The following is a 15,101-nucleotide window of genomic DNA, read 5'->3' as shown; positions in this document are numbered from 1 at the left end:
CTTTGCCAGACAAGAACGGAGGCCCTGGCCTCCGTTTTTTCTTATTCCTTGTTGTCGCCCTTCATCAGGCGCGCCTTTTCGCGCTGCCAGTCCCGATTTTTCTCGGTTTCGCGCTTGTCGAACTGCTTCTTGCCCTTGCCCAGGCCGATTTCGCACTTCACGCGGCCGCGCGTGTAGTGCAGGTTCAGCGGCACGAGCGTATAGCCGCGCTGCTCGACCTTGCCGATCAGCTTCTTGATCTCGTCGGCCTTCAGCAGCAGCTTGCGCGTGCGCACGGGGTCCGGCGTCACGTGCGTGGAGGCACTCTGCAGGGGGCTGATGTGTGCGCCGATCAGGTACATCTCGGCGTTGCGCACCACGACGTAGCCCTCCTTGATCTGCACGCGGTTGGCCCGGATGGCCTTGACTTCCCAGCCCTCCAGCACAATCCCGGCTTCGTAGCGTTCTTCGATGAAGTAGTCGAAAAAGGCTTTCTTGTTATCAGCGATGGTCATGCGTACGTGGTGGATTCCTGAGCAAGGCTGCCGCGCTGCGGCAAAGAGGGGAGCGACCGTTGCGGCGTCATCAAGGGGCGCCCTGTGCGCCGGGGATGCCGTCGACCCGCGTGTCGGCTAAAATCTGGATTCTAGCAAACCCGCCCCGTTCGGGCCCAGCCCCTGGCGGCGCCCGCATCCGATTACATGGCAGACGTCCATAAATCCGTCCTGCTTGGCTATTCGGCCGAGCAGATGTATGACCTGGTCACCCGCGTGGAGGACTATCCCAAGTTCCTGCCATGGTGCGGTGGCGTGGAGATCTTCGAGAACACCGAGACCCTGCTCGACGCGAAGCTCCATATCCATTTCAACGGCATCAAGCAGTATTTCCATACCCGGAACGTGCAGGAGCGTCCCACACGCATTGATATGACGTTCGCGGACGGTCCTTTCAAGACCTTCAACGGCTCCTGGCGCTTTACGCCGCTGCGCGCTGACGCCTGCAAGATCGAGTTTCACCTGCATTATGAGTTTTCGAGCTTCATTCTCGAGAAGATCATCGGTCCGGTGTTCAGCATGATCGCCAATACGTTTGTGGATGCCTTCGTCAAGCGGGCCGAGGTGGTCTATGCCAACAATGGCTGAGGCGGGCGCCATGGTGCGGCTCTCGGTCTGCTATGCCAGGCCCGACGCGGTGTTCCTGAAGGAAGTCTCGGTGCCGGCCGGCACGAGCGTGGAGGGGGCGATTCGCGCCAGCGGCCTGACCGAGGCGTATCCCGAAGTGGACCCGACCACGGCCCGCGTCGGCATCTACGGCAAGCTCAAGGCCGCGGAAACGCTGGTTCGGGAGGGGGACCGGGTGGAAGTCTACCGGCCGCTGACCGCTGATCCCAAGCAGGCACGCCGCAAGCGCGTGCAGAAGACCCGGGCCACCGGAACGCGCGAAGGCCTGAAATGGCTGCGCGGCGGGGGCGGGCAGGGGAGTTGACTGGGCGGGCAGCCTATCCCGGCGCCCACCCTCGGCCTCAGCTGCAGTGCTGGGCCATCGACTGGCTGACCTTGTCGAGTTCGGCCGCGCGTTCGTCGCCGTTCAGGCGGTGCGCGGCGCCATCCGGGCCAGCCTTCGAGATGCGCATGCCTTCGCGCAGTCCCGTGGCGTAGTTCGACATCTCTTCGCAGCGCGTCTGGCGGGCCAGTTGCTCGCGTTCCTTGGTGGCGGCTTCCAGGTCGGCCTTGAGGCGCTCCTCGCGGCGCTCGCGGAAGGCCTGATCGGGATCGGTCCCGGCGGCGGGCTTGTCCTTGGCCCGCGCGCTGACCTGGCGGGCCCGGGGCGCGTCCCCCGCGGGGGCCTTGGCGTCAGCTTGACCATCGGCCTTCGCGGCGGTTTCGGCTTCCACCGGGCGATAGGCGCCTGCCGCGCGGCCGGGTGCCATGACGATGGCGCGGTCCGGCACGGAGGGCGGCGGCGGGACATCGCTATAGACCATGCGGCCGGTGCCATCCTTCCACTGCCATTGGGAAAAGGCCGTGGCGGGCACGGCAAGACTGGCGGCAACAAGCAGGTACAGCGCGGTCGAACGGTTCATGGCAAGGGTATCTGTGGCGTCTGGGCAGAAATGCCAGGTTGGCGATGAAAACCGGACGGTAGGAGGGTTGACAATCATGTGACCCCCGCGTCATGCCCGGTAGTCTACGCAGACTTGTCCGTGGCGTGCAAGCGCACGGACCAGGCCACCCCGAGGATCAGCAACGCGATGGCGGCCAACTCCAGCGGCCTTGGCCAGCGGTGATCGAACACAAACCCGTATGCCAGCGCGAACAGCGTCTCAAAAACGATCATTTGCCCCGAAAGCGTCAGGGGTAGGCGGCGACTGGCGATGTTCCAGAGGTTGTTGCCAATTAGCGACGCCCCGAGCGCCACGGCGGCGTTGACCGTCCAGAACCACTGCCATTCGCGCCCGCTGCCCGGGGCGGTCAGCGCGTCGCCGGCCACGAGCCAGCCGATGCCGGCCAGCACCACGGAAACCAGCCCGGTAGATAGCCCGTACAGGGCCGACCACTCGTTCCCGCTGTAATGCGGATGGCGCTGGAGGTAGCGCGCGTTGTCCACGGCGTAGAGCGTCCAGCAGACCAGCGCGCCCGCCGCGCAGGCCACGCCAGCCAGCTTCTGCCACGCCGGACGGGCCAGTGCGCCCGCCGCCGTGCCGTGCGCACTGCCGCCCCCGGCAAACAGGTCGACATTGATGCAGGCGATGCCCGCCGCCACCACCAGCAGTGGCCAGACCAGCCGCGAGAGCGGCACCGCGCCGTGGTCACGGCGGCCCATGATCGTGATGGAAACCGGCAGGATGCCGATGATTAGCGAGGTCGGCCCGACCCCGGCCAGCTGCACGCCGAATGCCAGCAGTACGTAATAGAGCAGGTTGCCGGTGAACGCCTGGCGCAGCAGGGCGACGCAATCGCCCCGGGTTAGCTTTTTTGCGAGGCGCCGCATCAGCGGCAGCGCCGCCACGAAGGCGACGAGCCCATAGGCCAGGTACCGGCCAATGGCGAGTTCCCAGGGCGAAAACGCCGGCAGCAGCTTCGGCGCGATGAACACCATGCCCCAGAACGCGCCGGCCAGCAGCCCGCACAAAACGCCGATGCCCATCGGACTCCTGTTGTGATCTGTGGAAGGGAGGCCGAGAATAGCAAGCGGGATGCAAGAACGCATCAGCAAATCCTGCATTCCTGTATAATCTGCTTTTGCGCCTAGAGGATTTGCTATGCGTCTTGTCCAGAAAGCACTCACATTCGATGACGTGCTGCTTGTACCGGCCTATTCGGCCGTCCTGCCCCGGGATGTTTCCCTCCGCACCCGCCTGACCCGTTCGATCGAACTGAACATTCCGCTCGTGTCCGCCGCCATGGATACCGTGACGGAAGCCCGCCTTGCCATTGCGATGGCGCAGGCCGGCGGCATCGGCATCGTCCACAAGAACCTGAAGCCCGCCGACCAGGCCCGTGAAGTGGCGCGCGTGAAGCGCTACGAATCGGGTGTGCTGCGTGATCCGATCACCATTTCGCCGGACATGAAGGTCCGCGATGTGATCGCGCTGTCGCAGCAGCATGGTATTTCCGGCTTCCCGGTGCTCGAAGGCAAGACCGTAGTCGGCATCATCACCAACCGCGACCTGCGCTTCGAGGAAGAACTCGACGCCCCGGTGCGCGCCAAGATGACCCCGCGCGAAAAACTTGTCACCGTGGCCGAAGGCGCCACGCTGGACGAGGCCAAGCGCCTGATGAACCGTCACCGCCTGGAGCGCGTGCTGGTGGTCAATTCCTCGTCCGAGCTGCGTGGCCTGATCACCGTGAAGGACATCCAGAAGGCCGTGGACAACCCGCTGGCCAGCAAGGACGATCACGGCCAGCTGCGCGTGGGCGCCGCCGTGGGCGTGGGTCCGGATAACGACGAACGCGTGGAACTGCTGGTTAAGGCCGGCGTGGACGTGATTGTGGTCGATACGGCGCATGGCCACAGCCAGGGCGTGCTGGACCGCGTGCGCTGGGTCAAGCAGAACTTCCCGCACGTGCAGGTGGTGGGCGGCAACATCGCCACCGGCGCGGCCGCGCTGGCGCTGGTCGAGCACGGCGCGGATGGCGTGAAGGTGGGCATCGGCCCCGGTTCGATCTGCACCACGCGGATCGTGGCCGGCGTGGGCGTGCCCCAGATCACCGCCGTCTCCAACGTGTCCGAGGCGCTCAAGGGCACCGGCGTGCCGCTGATTGCCGATGGCGGCATCCGTTACTCGGGCGATGTGGCCAAGGCCCTGGCGGCCGGCGCGCACACCGTGATGATGGGCGGCATGTTCTCGGGTACCGAGGAAGCGCCGGGCGAGGTGTTCCTGTACCAGGGCCGCTCGTTCAAGAGCTATCGCGGCATGGGTTCCGTGGGCGCGATGAAGGACGGCGCCGCCGACCGCTACTTCCAGGAAGACAACACCGCCAACGTCGACAAGCTCGTGCCGGAAGGCATCGAGGGCCGCGTCCCCTACAAGGGATCGGTCATGGCGATCATCCACCAGCTCACCGGTGGCGTGCGTGCGTCGATGGGCTATTGCGGCAGCAACTCTATCGCCACCTGGCACGAGACGGCCGAGTTCGTGCAGATCACGGCCGCCGGCATGCGCGAATCGCACGTGCACGATGTGCAGATCACCAAGGAAGCGCCGAACTACCATATCGACTGATCCCGATATGGCCCGCCCGACCTGGGCATCACGGCCGCGCTGGCAACGTCGAGGTTGACGAGGCCGCGCGGCCGCGACGCAAGAAGCATCAGGAAAAAGGAGCGCCCATGAAAGTACTATTGCGAGCCGTGCTGTTCTTCGACGCCTTGCTAGACCTGCTGCTCGGCATCCTGCTGCTGATGTCGCCGTTCACGACGCTGTATGCCGCACTCCAGTTGCCGCAGCCGCAGCCGGCCCTGTTCGGCCAACTGCTCGGCGTGGCGATGATCGGCTTGGCCTGGCTGCTGCTCCAGGCCGCCATCAACGGCCAGTTGACCGTGCCCGTGGCACGCACGGCGGGCCAGGTGAACCTGGTGAGCGCCGTACTGATCGTGGCGTGGACGCTGTTCCTCGACATGCCCGTGCAAGGCGCCGGCAAGGTCTGGCTGCTGACGCTGGCCGCTGTCATGCTGTTCTTCGCCGTGGTGCAGATGCCCGCCGCCAAGCGCGTGCGCCTGCGTGAGCGGGAGCAACTGGCCCAGCGCGAGGCTGAGCTGCGCGCCGCCCGGCATGGCGATGGCCCCGTGTACTATCCCGGCACGCCGGTCGATGCCGTCGACCCCGCCGACCCGCACCAACAACCCGGCGCCGCCTACCCGGCACGCCCGCATGGATCTCCCGAATACCGGCGCGAACCGGTCATTACCCCGCCACCCGGCTACGGCCCAGGTACCGAGGTCATGCCCGAATCCGAGCCGGAAGCTCTGCCAAACGCCCATCATGCACGACAAAATCCTCATCCTTGATTTCGGCTCGCAGGTCACGCAGCTGATTGCCCGCCGCGTTCGCGAGGCACACGTCTACTGCGAAATCCATCCTAACGATGTGACCGACGAATTCGTCCGCCAGTACGCGCCGAAGGCCATCATCCTGTCCGGCAGCCACGCCAGCACCTACGAAGACCACCAGCTGCGCGCGCCGCAAGCCGTGTGGGACCTCGGCGTGCCGGTGCTGGGCATCTGCTACGGCATGCAGACCATGGCCGTGCAGCTGGGCGGCAAGGTGGAGTGGAGCGACCATCGCGAATTCGGCTACGCCGAGGTGCGCGCCCATGGTCATACCAGGCTGCTCGATGGCGTCGAGGATTTCGCGACGCCCGAGGGCCACGGCATGCTCAAGGTCTGGATGAGCCATGGCGACAAGGTGGCCGAACTGCCGCCGGGCTTCAAGCTGATGGCGTCCACGCCGAGCTGCCCGATCGCCGGCATGGCCGACGAGGCGCGCGGCTATTACGCGGTGCAGTTCCACCCGGAAGTCACGCATACGGCAAAGGGCCGCGAGATGCTCGAGCGCTTCGTGCTCAAGATTGCCGGCGCGAAGGCCGACTGGGTGATGCGCGACCATATCGCCGAAGCCGTGGCCAAGATCCGCGAGCAGGTGGGTGACGAGGAAGTCATTCTGGGCCTGTCCGGCGGCGTGGATTCGTCGGTGGCGGCGGCGCTGATCCATCGCGCCATCGGCGACCAGCTGACCTGCGTGTTCGTCGACCATGGCCTGCTGCGCCTGGACGAGGGCAAGATGGTCATGGAGATGTTCGCGGGCCGGCTGCACGCCAAGGTGGTCCATATCGACGCCTCGGAGCAGTTCCTGGGGCATCTGGCCGGCGTGACGGACCCCGAGCAGAAGCGCAAGATCATCGGCCGCGAGTTCGTCGAGGTCTTCCAGGCCGAGGCCAAGAAGCTGAGCAACGCCAAGTGGCTGGCGCAGGGCACGATCTACCCGGACGTGGTGGAATCGGGCGGCACCAAGACCAAGAAGGCGACCACGATCAAGAGCCACCACAACGTCGGCGGCCTGCCCGAGACGCTGGGCCTGAAGCTGCTGGAACCGCTGCGCGACCTGTTCAAGGACGAAGTGCGCGAGTTGGGCGTGGCGCTGGGCCTGCCGCCCGAGATGGTGTACCGCCACCCGTTCCCGGGTCCGGGCCTGGGCGTGCGGATCCTGGGCGAGGTCAAGCGCGACTACGCCGAACTGCTGCGCCGCGCCGACGCCATCTTCATCGAGGAACTGCGCAAGACCATCGCCACGGAGCAGGATGCCGCGGCGGGCCTGTGCGAGCCGCAGCAAGTGGGTAAGAGCTGGTACGACCTGACCAGCCAGGCCTTCGCGGTGTTCCTGCCGGTGAAGTCCGTCGGCGTGATGGGCGATGGCCGCACGTACGACTACGTGGTGGCCCTGCGCGCAGTGCAGACCACCGACTTCATGACCGCCCACTGGGCGCACCTGCCGTACGCGCTGCTCGGCCGTTGCTCGAACCGCATCATCAACGAGGTGCGGGGCCTGAACCGGGTGGTGTACGACGTCTCGGGCAAGCCGCCGGCGACGATCGAGTGGGAATAAACCCAGGCCCTTCGGGGCCTGCGGAGCGGTGACATATCAACGGCCGGGGCGCAATCGCCCCGGCCGTTTTTCATTTCAGGACGCTGGGCTTCATACGCGGCACCTGTGTGGTGCGTACGCCACGGCTGACAATCAAACCGAAGATAAATGTATCGGGGCCATTACATGACATTACAATTGCGAACGAAATGCGAGTCATTCGCATTAGCATTTCCAATTCGTAACGAGAGATATCGCAATGTCTGTATGCGCCCGGCGCCGCGTTCGCGGCACGCACGCCTTCCGCCTGACCACCTTTGCCTTGAGCATGCAAGCCGCCAGCGTCTCGCTGGCCCAGGAGCAGGCGCCTGCGCCTGCCCACCAGGAATTGCCGACGATCACGGTCCGGGGCAGCAATCTGCCCGAATCGCCGACCGGCCCGGTACATGGCTTCGTGGCGAAACAAGCCGTGACTGCCACCAAGACCGACACGCCGATCATGGAGACGCCGCAGTCGATCACGGTCATCACGCGTGACCGGATCGAACTCACGGGCGCCCAGTCGGTGGCGCAGGCGGCAGGCTACACGGCCGGCGTCTCGGCGGCGGGGTTCGGCACGGACAACCGCACGGATTCGATCAAGATCCGTGGCACCGACTCCACGCAGTACCTCGACGGGCTGCTCAATGCCGTGGGGTTCTATAACAACACGCGGCCGGACCCGTACGCGCTGGAGCGCATCGAGATCCTGAAAGGGCCGTCAGGCATGCTGTACGGGCAGGGCTCGGTGGGCGGCGTGGTCAATCTCGTGTCGAAGCGCCCGCAGGCCGAGGCCGCGCGCGAAATCGGCGTGAGTTTCGGCAACTTCAACCGCAAGCAGATCCAGGCCGACTTCACGGGTCCGATCGACGCCGACGGCAAGTGGCTCTACCGCTTCGTGGCCCTGGCGCGCGATAGCGATGCCTCCGTGGACTACGTCAAGGACAACCGCTACTACATCGCGCCCTCGCTGACCTATCGCCCGACGTCCGACACCAGCTTCACCTTGCTGGCCAATTTCCAGAAGGATGATTCGGGCTCGATGATCGGCTTCTTCCCGTGGCGCGGCACCCAGATCGAGAACCCGGCCGGCCAGATCCCGCAAAGCTTCTTCATCAGCGAGCCCGGCTTCGACAAGTACACGGCCGAGCAGCACGCGGTGGGCTACCAGTTCGAGCACAAGTTCAACGACACTTTCACGGTGCGCCAGAACCTGCGCTATTCGCACAGCACCGTCGACTACCGCAGCATCTACACGGCTGGCTACACCGGCGCCACGCATGGCTGGGTGCCGGGCAGCGACACCATGCTGCGCCGCACCATCTACCTGAACCAGCCGACGCTGAACCAGTTGGCCGTCGACACGCAGGTACAGTCGAAGTTCGGCACCGGCCCCGTGCGCCACACGCTGCTGTCCGGCTTCGACTACCAGAACAACGAGATCACGGGCCGCACCGGCGTGGGCGGCTTTGCCGCGCCGATCAACGTGTTCAACCCCGTTTATGGCAACTATCAGGCGCCAACGTCCACGCGCGACCTGGCACCGGCCAAGCAGATCCAGACCGGCGCCTACCTGCAGGACCAGATCGAATGGAACAAATGGCTGCTGATGCTGGGCCTGCGCTACGACTGGTCGCGCGCGGCGCAGGACAACACGCCGGCGGGGTCGCGTGACGACAACGAGCTGACCAAGCGCTTCGGCCTGATGTACCGCTCGGACTTCGGCCTGAACCCGTACGTCAGCTATGCCGAATCGTTCCAGGGCCAGGCCGGTTTCAATGTGGACGGCGGCGCGTTCAAGCCGCTGCGCGGCAAGCAGTGGGAAGTGGGCGTCAAGTACCAGCCGCCGGGCAGGAACATGACGCTGACCGCCTCGCTGTTCGATATGCGCGAAGAAAACCGCAAGGTGGCCGGCGTGGTCAACGGCCTGCCCGGCACGGTGCAGGTGGGCGAGGCGCGTACGCGCGGCGCGGAACTGGAGGCGCTGGTGTCGCTGGGCCGGCTGGACCTGATTGCCACGTACACCTACCTGGACGCCAAGGTCATCGAAGGCACGGCTGCGGAGCAGGGCCAGCGGCTGGCAAGCATCCCGGCCAACATGGCGTCGCTGTGGGCCAACTACCGCTTCAGCCTGTTCGACATGCCGGGCTTTGTGGCCGGCGCGGGCGTGCGCTACAACGGCCCGTCGTACGATGGCACCGGCAACAACCGCGTGGGCGGCTTCACGCTGTTCGACGCCGTGCTGGCCTACGATCACGGCCCGATCCGCGTGTCGCTGAACATGAACAACCTGTTCAACAAGCAGTACATCAACACCTGTATCGCACGCGGCGACTGCTTCTTCGGCACGCAGCGCACGATCATCGGCAATGTGACATACCGCTTCTGATCGCCCGATCAGCCATGGCGAACGCCGGCTTGCCCAGGGCAGCCGGCGTTTTTTCTTGACCCTCGTCAGACAATCCAGCCAATCAATCGGAACTGTCGTGGTCTGCTGTGACAATGCGTGGCACCACCCACTCCGGAGTGACACATGCCGTACTACGCAGGGCTGAAACAGATCGAGGATACGGACGTACGCAGGCGCACCATCGACGGGCTGAAGCGCCTGCGGCCCGCGCTGGCCGCTGCCATTCCACCGCGCACCGCCACCGACACGCTGCTGCTGGCCACCTGGAATATCCGCGAGTTCGACTCGGGCAAGTACGGCTACCGTGACGACGAGGCGTACTACTACATCGCCGAAATCCTGAGCCGCTTTGATCTGATCGCCATCCAGGAGGTGCGCAGCGGCCTCTATCCGCTCCAGCGGCTGCAACGGATATTGGGTAGCTGGTGGGATTTCCTGGTGACTGACGTGACGCTGGGCACCTCCGGCAACGCCGAGCGCATGGCCTACCTGTACGACCGGCGCAAGGTCTCGTTCACCGGACTGGCCGCCGAACTGGTGCTGGCGAAGGAGAAGGGCGCGCCCGAGGAGCCGGTGCAGATGGCGCGCTCGCCTTATATCGCGGGCTTCCGGGCCGGCTGGGCTTACCTGACCCTCGCAACGGTCCACATCTACTACGGCAAGAGCGTGGCCGTGGACCCGCGCCGGCTGGCCGAGATCACGGCGTTCGCCCGCACGCTGGCCAAACATGCCGGCAAGCTCTCCGGCGCGCCGCAATACGCGCCCGGCATCCCGCCGGAGCCGGGCAACCTGATCGTGCTGGGCGACTTCAACATCTTCAACCGCAACGACGTGACCATGGAGGCCATGACCCGGGCCGGCTTCGCGGTGCCGGAAGCCCTGCAGGCCGTGCCGGGCTCCAACGTCGACAAGAACAAGCATTACGACCAGATCGCCTATCTCAGCCGACTGGCGCACCTGACGCCCACCGGCAAGGCCGGCGTGTTCGACTTCTACGAGCACGTCTACCGGATCGAGGACGAGGCGGCCTACGCCCGGCAGCGGGCCGCCAAGCCGGGGCGCGGCTTCAAGGACTGGCGCACTTACCGGATGAGCGACCATCTGCCGATGTGGGTCGAATTCGGCATCGACGATGGTGACGCCTATCTTGACGGGTTGGAGTAGCGGCGTTCGGGGGCGCGGCCAGCAGGCATGCGCGATTCGATCTATCCTCCCGTCTGCAGCACAGCGGCGGCACTGCCGCGCACCCCCACGACACCGCACCCAAGGAGCCCAAATGGCCCTCTCGATGTATGACGTTTCGATCCCGCCGTTCATCCGCGCACTGAGCAATCTATCGGCGATTCTTGAAAAGGGCGCTGCCCACGCCAAGGCGCAGGGGATCGACGAATCCGAGCTGATTCAGACGCGTCTGATTGCCGACATGGACGCGCTGCCCGCCCAGGTGCAGCGCGCCAGTGATTCCGCCAAGGGCTGCGCCGCGCGGCTGGCCGGGATCGAGATTCCGTCCTACGCCGATACCGAGGCGACGTTCCCCGAGCTGCAGGAGCGCATCGCCAAGACCATCGGTTTCCTGAAGTCGATCCGCCCCGAGCAGCTGGAGGGCAGCGACACGCGCACCGTGGAACTCAAGCTCCGCAATGGCCCGGTCACCTTCGACGGCAAAAGCTACCTGCTGGGCTTCGCGCTGCCGAACTTCTACTTCCACGTGACCACCGCCTACGACCTGCTGCGCCACAAGGGCGTGCAGATCGGCAAGATGGACTTCCTCGGCGCGCCGCGCTGATTGCCGGCGTCAGTCCCAGTCGTTAGTCCCAGTCGTCAGTCCCATTGCGGCGCGAAGGCGGGGTTGGCCAGCCGCTCGCCCCGGTCCAGCGCGGCAATCTCGGCCATCTCGCCGGCTGTCAGCGTGAGCCGCGCCGCCGCGAGATTGCTCTCAAGGTTGGCGCGCCGGGTGGACGACGGAATCACCGCATAGCCCTGTTGCATCAGCCACGCCAGCGCCACCTGCGCCGGCGTGGCGTCTCGCACGGCGGCAATCCGGCGTAGTACGGCATCCTCCATCACCTTGCCGTAGGCCAGCGGCATATAGGCCGTCAGGTGAATCCCCTGTTCGCGCATGAACCCCGCCACCTTGCGGTTCTGCAGGAAGGGATGCAGTTCGATCTGGTTCGTGGCGATGGCCGGCGCGCCAATGGCGTCGATGGCTTGCTTCAGGTGCCCGATGGTGAAATTCGACACGCCAATCGCACGCGTCAGCCCGGCGGCCTGGGCCTGCGCCAGCGCTTCCATGTACTCGGCCACCGGCAACGCGTCGCCCGGCGACGGCCAATGGATCAGCGTCAGATCGACCCGATCAAGCTTCAGTTTCTCAAGACTCGTCTCAAGGCTGGCGCGCAAGGCGTCGCGGCCCAGGTGCTCGGTCCAGATCTTGGTCGTCACGAACAGGTCGTCACGCGCCACGCCGCTGGCGGCAATCGCGCGGCCTACTTCGGCCTCGTTGCCGTAGATCTGGGCCGTGTCGATGTGGCGATAGCCCACCTCCAGCCCCATCGTCACGGAATCGATGACCTGCTGGTCCTTGAGTCGGAAGGTGCCAAGGCCAAGTTGCGGAATCTGCATGAAGTTCTCCGATGAAAGGAAGGTTGGCAAAAATCAATGAGACATCGCCCCGGCCGGCACATTGCCCGCACGGGGATCGATGCCGGCGGCGCGGTCCAGCCGGCCGCTCCATTCGGTCAGGCCCAGCGCCACGAGCACCACCAGCGCGCCGATCCACGGCGTATGCATCAGCCCCAGATGCTGGACGATCAGCCCGCCCGCCCACGCCGCCCCGGCAATGCCGAGATTGAACGCGGCGATATTGAGGCCGGAGGCCACGTCCACGGCCTGCGGCGTATGGCGCTCCGCCTGCTTCACCACGTAGACCTGCAAGCCCGGCACATTGCCGAAGGCAACCGCGCCCCAGGCCAGCACCGTGGCCACCACCAGCCAGCGGTGCGGCGCGGTGAAGGTCAGCACGAACAGCACGGCGGCGAGTAGGAGAAATACGATGCGCAGCGCTGGAATCGGGCCATGCCGATCCGCCAGCCGACCACCCCAGATATTGCCCACCGCCACGGACACGCCATACACCAGCATCACCAGCCCCACGGCGCCGGCGCTGAAGCCCGAGACGTCCTGCAGGATCGGGGCAAGGAAGGTGAACGGAATGAACGATCCGCCGTAGCCGATGGCCGTTTTCGCATAAACCAGCAGTAGCCGCGGCTCGGCCAGTACCCGCGCCTGCTGCAACAGCGAGGCGGGCGGGGAATGGCGGATCTGCGAGGGCACGAACAGCAGGCTGCCGATAAAGGCGATCACGCCGAGACCGGACACGGCCAGGAAGGTCTCGCGCCAGCCAAAATGCTGGCCGATGAATGTCCCAAGCGGCACGCCGGTCACCAGTGCCACGGTCAGGCCGGTAAACATGATGGCGATGGCGCTCGCGGCGCGCTCCTTTGGCACCAGGCCGGTGGCGATGGTCGAGCCGATCGAGAAGAACACGCCATGCGCGAGGCCGGTAAGAATGCGCGCCATGATCAGCGATTCATAGCTCGGCGCCTTCCACGCCAGCAGGTTGCCGGCGGTGAACAGCGCCATCAGGGAGAGCAGCAGCAGCTTGCGGGGCAGGCGGCCGGTGAGGGCGGTCAGCACTGGCGCGCCGACAGCCACGCCCAGTGCGTACAGGCTCACCAGCAGGCCGGCGGACGGCACCGAGATGTGCAGGTCCGCCGCGATGGTCGGAATCAGGCCGACGATCACGAATTCCGTCGTCCCGATGGCAAAGGCGCTGATCGTTAGCGCCAGCAAGGCAATAGGCATGTCGAACATCCTCAAGCAGGTTTTTTCGATGGACGCAGTGTGCCGCGTGCTTTCTTGCAGAAAAACCCCGTGATCAGCCAAAGATATTTGACTAAAATTCAAGGATGAAACTGACGCTAGAAGAATTGCTCGCCTTTGCGACCGTGGTGGATAGCGGCTCGATCACCGCCGCTGCGGAGCAGCTCGACCAGACCGTCTCCGGGGTCAGCCGGGCGCTGTCCCGGCTGGAGGAGAAGCTGGAAACCACGCTGCTGCGCCGGACCACGCGGCGGCTGGAGTTGACCGAGGAGGGCGCGGCGATGCTCGCCCACGCGCGCCAGATCCTGGCGGCGGCAGATCTGGCCGAGGAGCAGATGGCGCTGCGCCGCCAGCGGCCGGCGGGGCGGCTGCGCGTGAACGCGGCGTCGCCGTTCATGCTGCACGTGGTGGTGCCGCTGGTCGGCGCCTTCCGCGCGGCTTACCCGGAAATCGAGCTCGAACTGAATACCAACGACCAGATCATCGATCTGCTCGAACACCGCACCGACGTGGCGATCCGTATCGGCACGCTGCGCGATTCCACGCTGCACGCGCGGGCGCTGGGCAGCAACCGCATCCGCGTGCTGGCCAGTCCTGATTACCTGAATGCGCGTGGCATCCCGGCCACCGTGGCCGAGCTTGGCGATCACACCTTGCTTGGTTTCACCCAGCCGGAGTCGTTGAATCGCTGGCCGCTGCGGGGCGAGAATGGCGCGGAAGTGGAGATTCGTCCGCAAATCTCGGCGTCGAGCGGCGAGACGCTACGGCAGCTGGCGCTGGCCGGGCAGGGCATCGTCAGCCTGGCCGATTTCATGACCGATGCCGACCGGCGCGCGGGCCGGCTGGTGCAGGTGCTGAAGGGCAGTACGATCGAGGTCCGGCAGCCGATCCACGCCGTTTACTACCTCAACACGCAGCTATCGGCCCGTATTGCCGTGTTCCTGGACTTCCTGCAGGAGCGGCTGGCGCCTTAGGCGGCCATCAGCGGAGCAGGGTGCGCCTTAGCGAAAACCCTAGTCCCTTGCTATACTAATGGGTTGCTCGTCGCTACCCCACATAATGACTTACGCCGTCAAGGAAATCTTCTACACGCTGCAGGGCGAAGGCGCCAACGCCGGCCGCGCTGCGGTGTTCTGCCGTTTCTCGGGTTGCAACCTGTGGACCGGCCGCGAAGAAGACCGGGCGCGCGCGGTCTGCCAGTTCTGTGACACAGACTTCGTTGGCACGGACGGCACGCGCGGCGGCAAGTACAAAACCGCCGAGGAGTTGGCGGCCGTGGTGGCCTCGGAATGGCCCCAGGGCCCTGGCAGCGCCGGCGGCAAGCCGCTCGTGGTCTGCACCGGCGGCGAGCCGCTGCTCCAGCTGGACGCGCCGCTGATCGACGCGCTGCACGCGCAGGGCTTCGAGATCGCCATCGAGACCAACGGCACGCTGCCCGTGCCGGACGGCATCGACTGGGTCTGCGTGAGCCCGAAGATGGGCGCGGATCTCGTGGTGACGCGCGGCGACGAACTCAAGGTTGTCATCCCGCAGGACGGCCAGGACTTCGCGGCATACGAGCAGCTGGATTTTCGCTATTTCATGGTGCAAGCCATGGATGGCCCGCTGGCCCGGCAGAATACGGCCGCGGCGGTGGAATTCTGCCAGCGCCACCCGCGCTGGCGCCTGTCGCTGCAGACCCACAAGCTGCTTGGCATTCGCTGATCC

At 65.6% G+C, this 15,101-nt stretch carries 15 protein-coding genes; 10 read left to right on the top strand and 5 right to left on the bottom strand.

Annotation, left to right across the window (positions count from 1 at the left end):
* Positions 1-41 precede the first annotated feature (41 nt).
* Positions 42-494 carry an SsrA-binding protein SmpB gene (smpB, locus tag KHO18_RS09595; RefSeq protein WP_144195093.1) on the bottom strand — a complete coding sequence of 151 codons (453 nt, stop codon included), beginning with the start codon at positions 492-494 and terminating at the stop codon, positions 42-44.
* Positions 495-680: 186 nt separating this feature from the next.
* On the opposite strand from smpB, the gene KHO18_RS09590 reads away from it, so the two are divergent.
* Both KHO18_RS09590 and KHO18_RS09585 read left to right on the top strand, forming a co-directional pair.
* Positions 681-1,121, top strand: coding sequence for a type II toxin-antitoxin system RatA family toxin (locus KHO18_RS09590; protein ID WP_144195095.1), 441 nt, complete (start codon positions 681-683; stop codon positions 1,119-1,121).
* Complete coding sequence (locus KHO18_RS09585) at positions 1,114-1,464, top strand: RnfH family protein (protein WP_244844662.1); 351 nt, start codon at positions 1,114-1,116, stop codon at positions 1,462-1,464. The genes KHO18_RS09590 and KHO18_RS09585 overlap by 8 nt, the downstream gene beginning before the upstream one ends.
* 37 nt (positions 1,465-1,501) lie before the next feature.
* Here KHO18_RS09585 and KHO18_RS09580 read toward each other — a convergent pair whose 3' ends face one another.
* Positions 1,502-2,062: a DUF4124 domain-containing protein gene (locus KHO18_RS09580; protein ID WP_144195097.1), complete on the bottom strand. Its 561-nt coding sequence runs from the start codon at positions 2,060-2,062 to the stop codon at positions 1,502-1,504.
* A 104-nt stretch (positions 2,063-2,166) separates the two neighbouring features.
* On the bottom strand, positions 2,167-3,126 hold the full coding sequence (locus tag KHO18_RS09575) for a DMT family transporter (RefSeq protein WP_144195099.1): 960 nt from the start codon (positions 3,124-3,126) through the stop codon (positions 2,167-2,169).
* 115 nt (positions 3,127-3,241) lie between these two features.
* Here KHO18_RS09575 and guaB point away from each other — a divergent pair, with 115 nt between their 5' ends.
* From guaB to KHO18_RS09545, 6 genes are all read left to right on the top strand, one after another.
* Entirely contained in the window at positions 3,242-4,705 is a 1,464-nt protein-coding gene (guaB, locus tag KHO18_RS09570; protein ID WP_144195101.1) for an IMP dehydrogenase, read from the top strand.
* A gap of 107 nt (positions 4,706-4,812) precedes the next feature.
* The gene (locus KHO18_RS09565) at positions 4,813-5,490 is read left to right on the top strand and encodes a hypothetical protein (protein WP_144195103.1); all 678 of its coding nucleotides are present in this window, start codon (positions 4,813-4,815) and stop codon (positions 5,488-5,490) included.
* The gene (gene guaA / locus KHO18_RS09560) at positions 5,465-7,084 is read left to right on the top strand and encodes a glutamine-hydrolyzing GMP synthase (RefSeq protein WP_144195105.1); all 1,620 of its coding nucleotides are present in this window, start codon (positions 5,465-5,467) and stop codon (positions 7,082-7,084) included. The genes KHO18_RS09565 and guaA overlap by 26 nt, the downstream gene beginning before the upstream one ends.
* Positions 7,085-7,322: 238 nt before the next feature.
* Positions 7,323-9,491 carry a TonB-dependent siderophore receptor gene (locus KHO18_RS09555; protein ID WP_377731457.1) on the top strand — a complete coding sequence of 723 codons (2,169 nt, stop codon included), beginning with the start codon at positions 7,323-7,325 and terminating at the stop codon, positions 9,489-9,491.
* Between the two features lie 144 nt (positions 9,492-9,635).
* Positions 9,636-10,676, top strand: a complete 1,041-nt coding sequence (locus tag KHO18_RS09550; protein WP_144195109.1) for an endonuclease/exonuclease/phosphatase family protein — start codon at positions 9,636-9,638, stop codon at positions 10,674-10,676.
* A gap of 112 nt (positions 10,677-10,788) precedes the next feature.
* Complete coding sequence (locus KHO18_RS09545) at positions 10,789-11,298, top strand: DUF1993 domain-containing protein (RefSeq protein WP_144195111.1); 510 nt, start codon at positions 10,789-10,791, stop codon at positions 11,296-11,298.
* 35 nt (positions 11,299-11,333) lie between these two features.
* Here KHO18_RS09545 and dkgB read toward each other — a convergent pair whose 3' ends face one another.
* A complete protein-coding gene (dkgB, locus tag KHO18_RS09540; protein WP_144195113.1) occupies positions 11,334-12,134 on the bottom strand; it encodes a 2,5-didehydrogluconate reductase DkgB in 801 nt (266 codons plus the stop codon).
* Positions 12,135-12,167: 33 nt separating this feature from the next.
* On the bottom strand, positions 12,168-13,376 hold the full coding sequence (locus KHO18_RS09535) for an MFS transporter (RefSeq protein WP_211943074.1): 1,209 nt from the start codon (positions 13,374-13,376) through the stop codon (positions 12,168-12,170).
* A 104-nt stretch (positions 13,377-13,480) separates the two neighbouring features.
* On the opposite strand from KHO18_RS09535, the gene KHO18_RS09530 reads away from it, so the two are divergent.
* Positions 13,481-14,368 (top strand): LysR substrate-binding domain-containing protein, encoded by an 888-nt coding sequence (locus tag KHO18_RS09530; protein ID WP_211943073.1) that lies wholly within the window; start codon positions 13,481-13,483, stop codon positions 14,366-14,368.
* A gap of 85 nt (positions 14,369-14,453) precedes the next feature.
* The gene (gene queE, locus KHO18_RS09525; RefSeq protein WP_144195119.1) at positions 14,454-15,098 is read left to right on the top strand and encodes a 7-carboxy-7-deazaguanine synthase; all 645 of its coding nucleotides are present in this window, start codon (positions 14,454-14,456) and stop codon (positions 15,096-15,098) included.
* Positions 15,099-15,101: the final 3 nt, after the last annotated feature.

Origin of the sequence: Cupriavidus campinensis (genome assembly GCF_905397395.1) — a bacterium.
Taxonomy (GTDB): Bacteria; Pseudomonadota; Gammaproteobacteria; order Burkholderiales; family Burkholderiaceae; genus Cupriavidus; species Cupriavidus campinensis.
The sequence above is the reverse complement of the archived record's forward strand: the minus strand, read 5'-3'. Positions and strand labels throughout refer to the sequence as shown.

Bases quoted from the DNA above. Each gene is read 5' to 3' on its own strand.
- queE (WP_144195119.1), top strand. From the start codon at position 14,454: ATGACTTACGCCGTCAAGGAAATCTTCTACACGCTGCAGGGCGAAGGC.
- guaB (WP_144195101.1), top strand. From the start codon at position 3,242: ATGCGTCTTGTCCAGAAAGCACTCACATTCGATGACGTGCTGCTTGTA.
- guaA (WP_144195105.1), top strand. From the start codon at position 5,465: ATGCACGACAAAATCCTCATCCTTGATTTCGGCTCGCAGGTCACGCAG.
- smpB (WP_144195093.1), bottom strand. From the start codon at position 494: ATGACCATCGCTGATAACAAGAAAGCCTTTTTCGACTACTTCATCGAA.
- KHO18_RS09565 (WP_144195103.1), top strand. From the start codon at position 4,813: ATGAAAGTACTATTGCGAGCCGTGCTGTTCTTCGACGCCTTGCTAGAC.
- dkgB (WP_144195113.1), bottom strand. From the start codon at position 12,134: ATGCAGATTCCGCAACTTGGCCTTGGCACCTTCCGACTCAAGGACCAG.
- KHO18_RS09585 (WP_244844662.1), top strand. From the start codon at position 1,114: ATGGCTGAGGCGGGCGCCATGGTGCGGCTCTCGGTCTGCTATGCCAGG.
- KHO18_RS09555 (WP_377731457.1), top strand. From the start codon at position 7,323: ATGTCTGTATGCGCCCGGCGCCGCGTTCGCGGCACGCACGCCTTCCGC.
- KHO18_RS09580 (WP_144195097.1), bottom strand. From the start codon at position 2,062: ATGAACCGTTCGACCGCGCTGTACCTGCTTGTTGCCGCCAGTCTTGCC.
- KHO18_RS09590 (WP_144195095.1), top strand. From the start codon at position 681: ATGGCAGACGTCCATAAATCCGTCCTGCTTGGCTATTCGGCCGAGCAG.
- KHO18_RS09550 (WP_144195109.1), top strand. From the start codon at position 9,636: ATGCCGTACTACGCAGGGCTGAAACAGATCGAGGATACGGACGTACGC.
- KHO18_RS09575 (WP_144195099.1), bottom strand. From the start codon at position 3,126: ATGGGCATCGGCGTTTTGTGCGGGCTGCTGGCCGGCGCGTTCTGGGGC.
- KHO18_RS09530 (WP_211943073.1), top strand. From the start codon at position 13,481: ATGAAACTGACGCTAGAAGAATTGCTCGCCTTTGCGACCGTGGTGGAT.
- KHO18_RS09535 (WP_211943074.1), bottom strand. From the start codon at position 13,376: ATGCCTATTGCCTTGCTGGCGCTAACGATCAGCGCCTTTGCCATCGGG.
- KHO18_RS09545 (WP_144195111.1), top strand. From the start codon at position 10,789: ATGGCCCTCTCGATGTATGACGTTTCGATCCCGCCGTTCATCCGCGCA.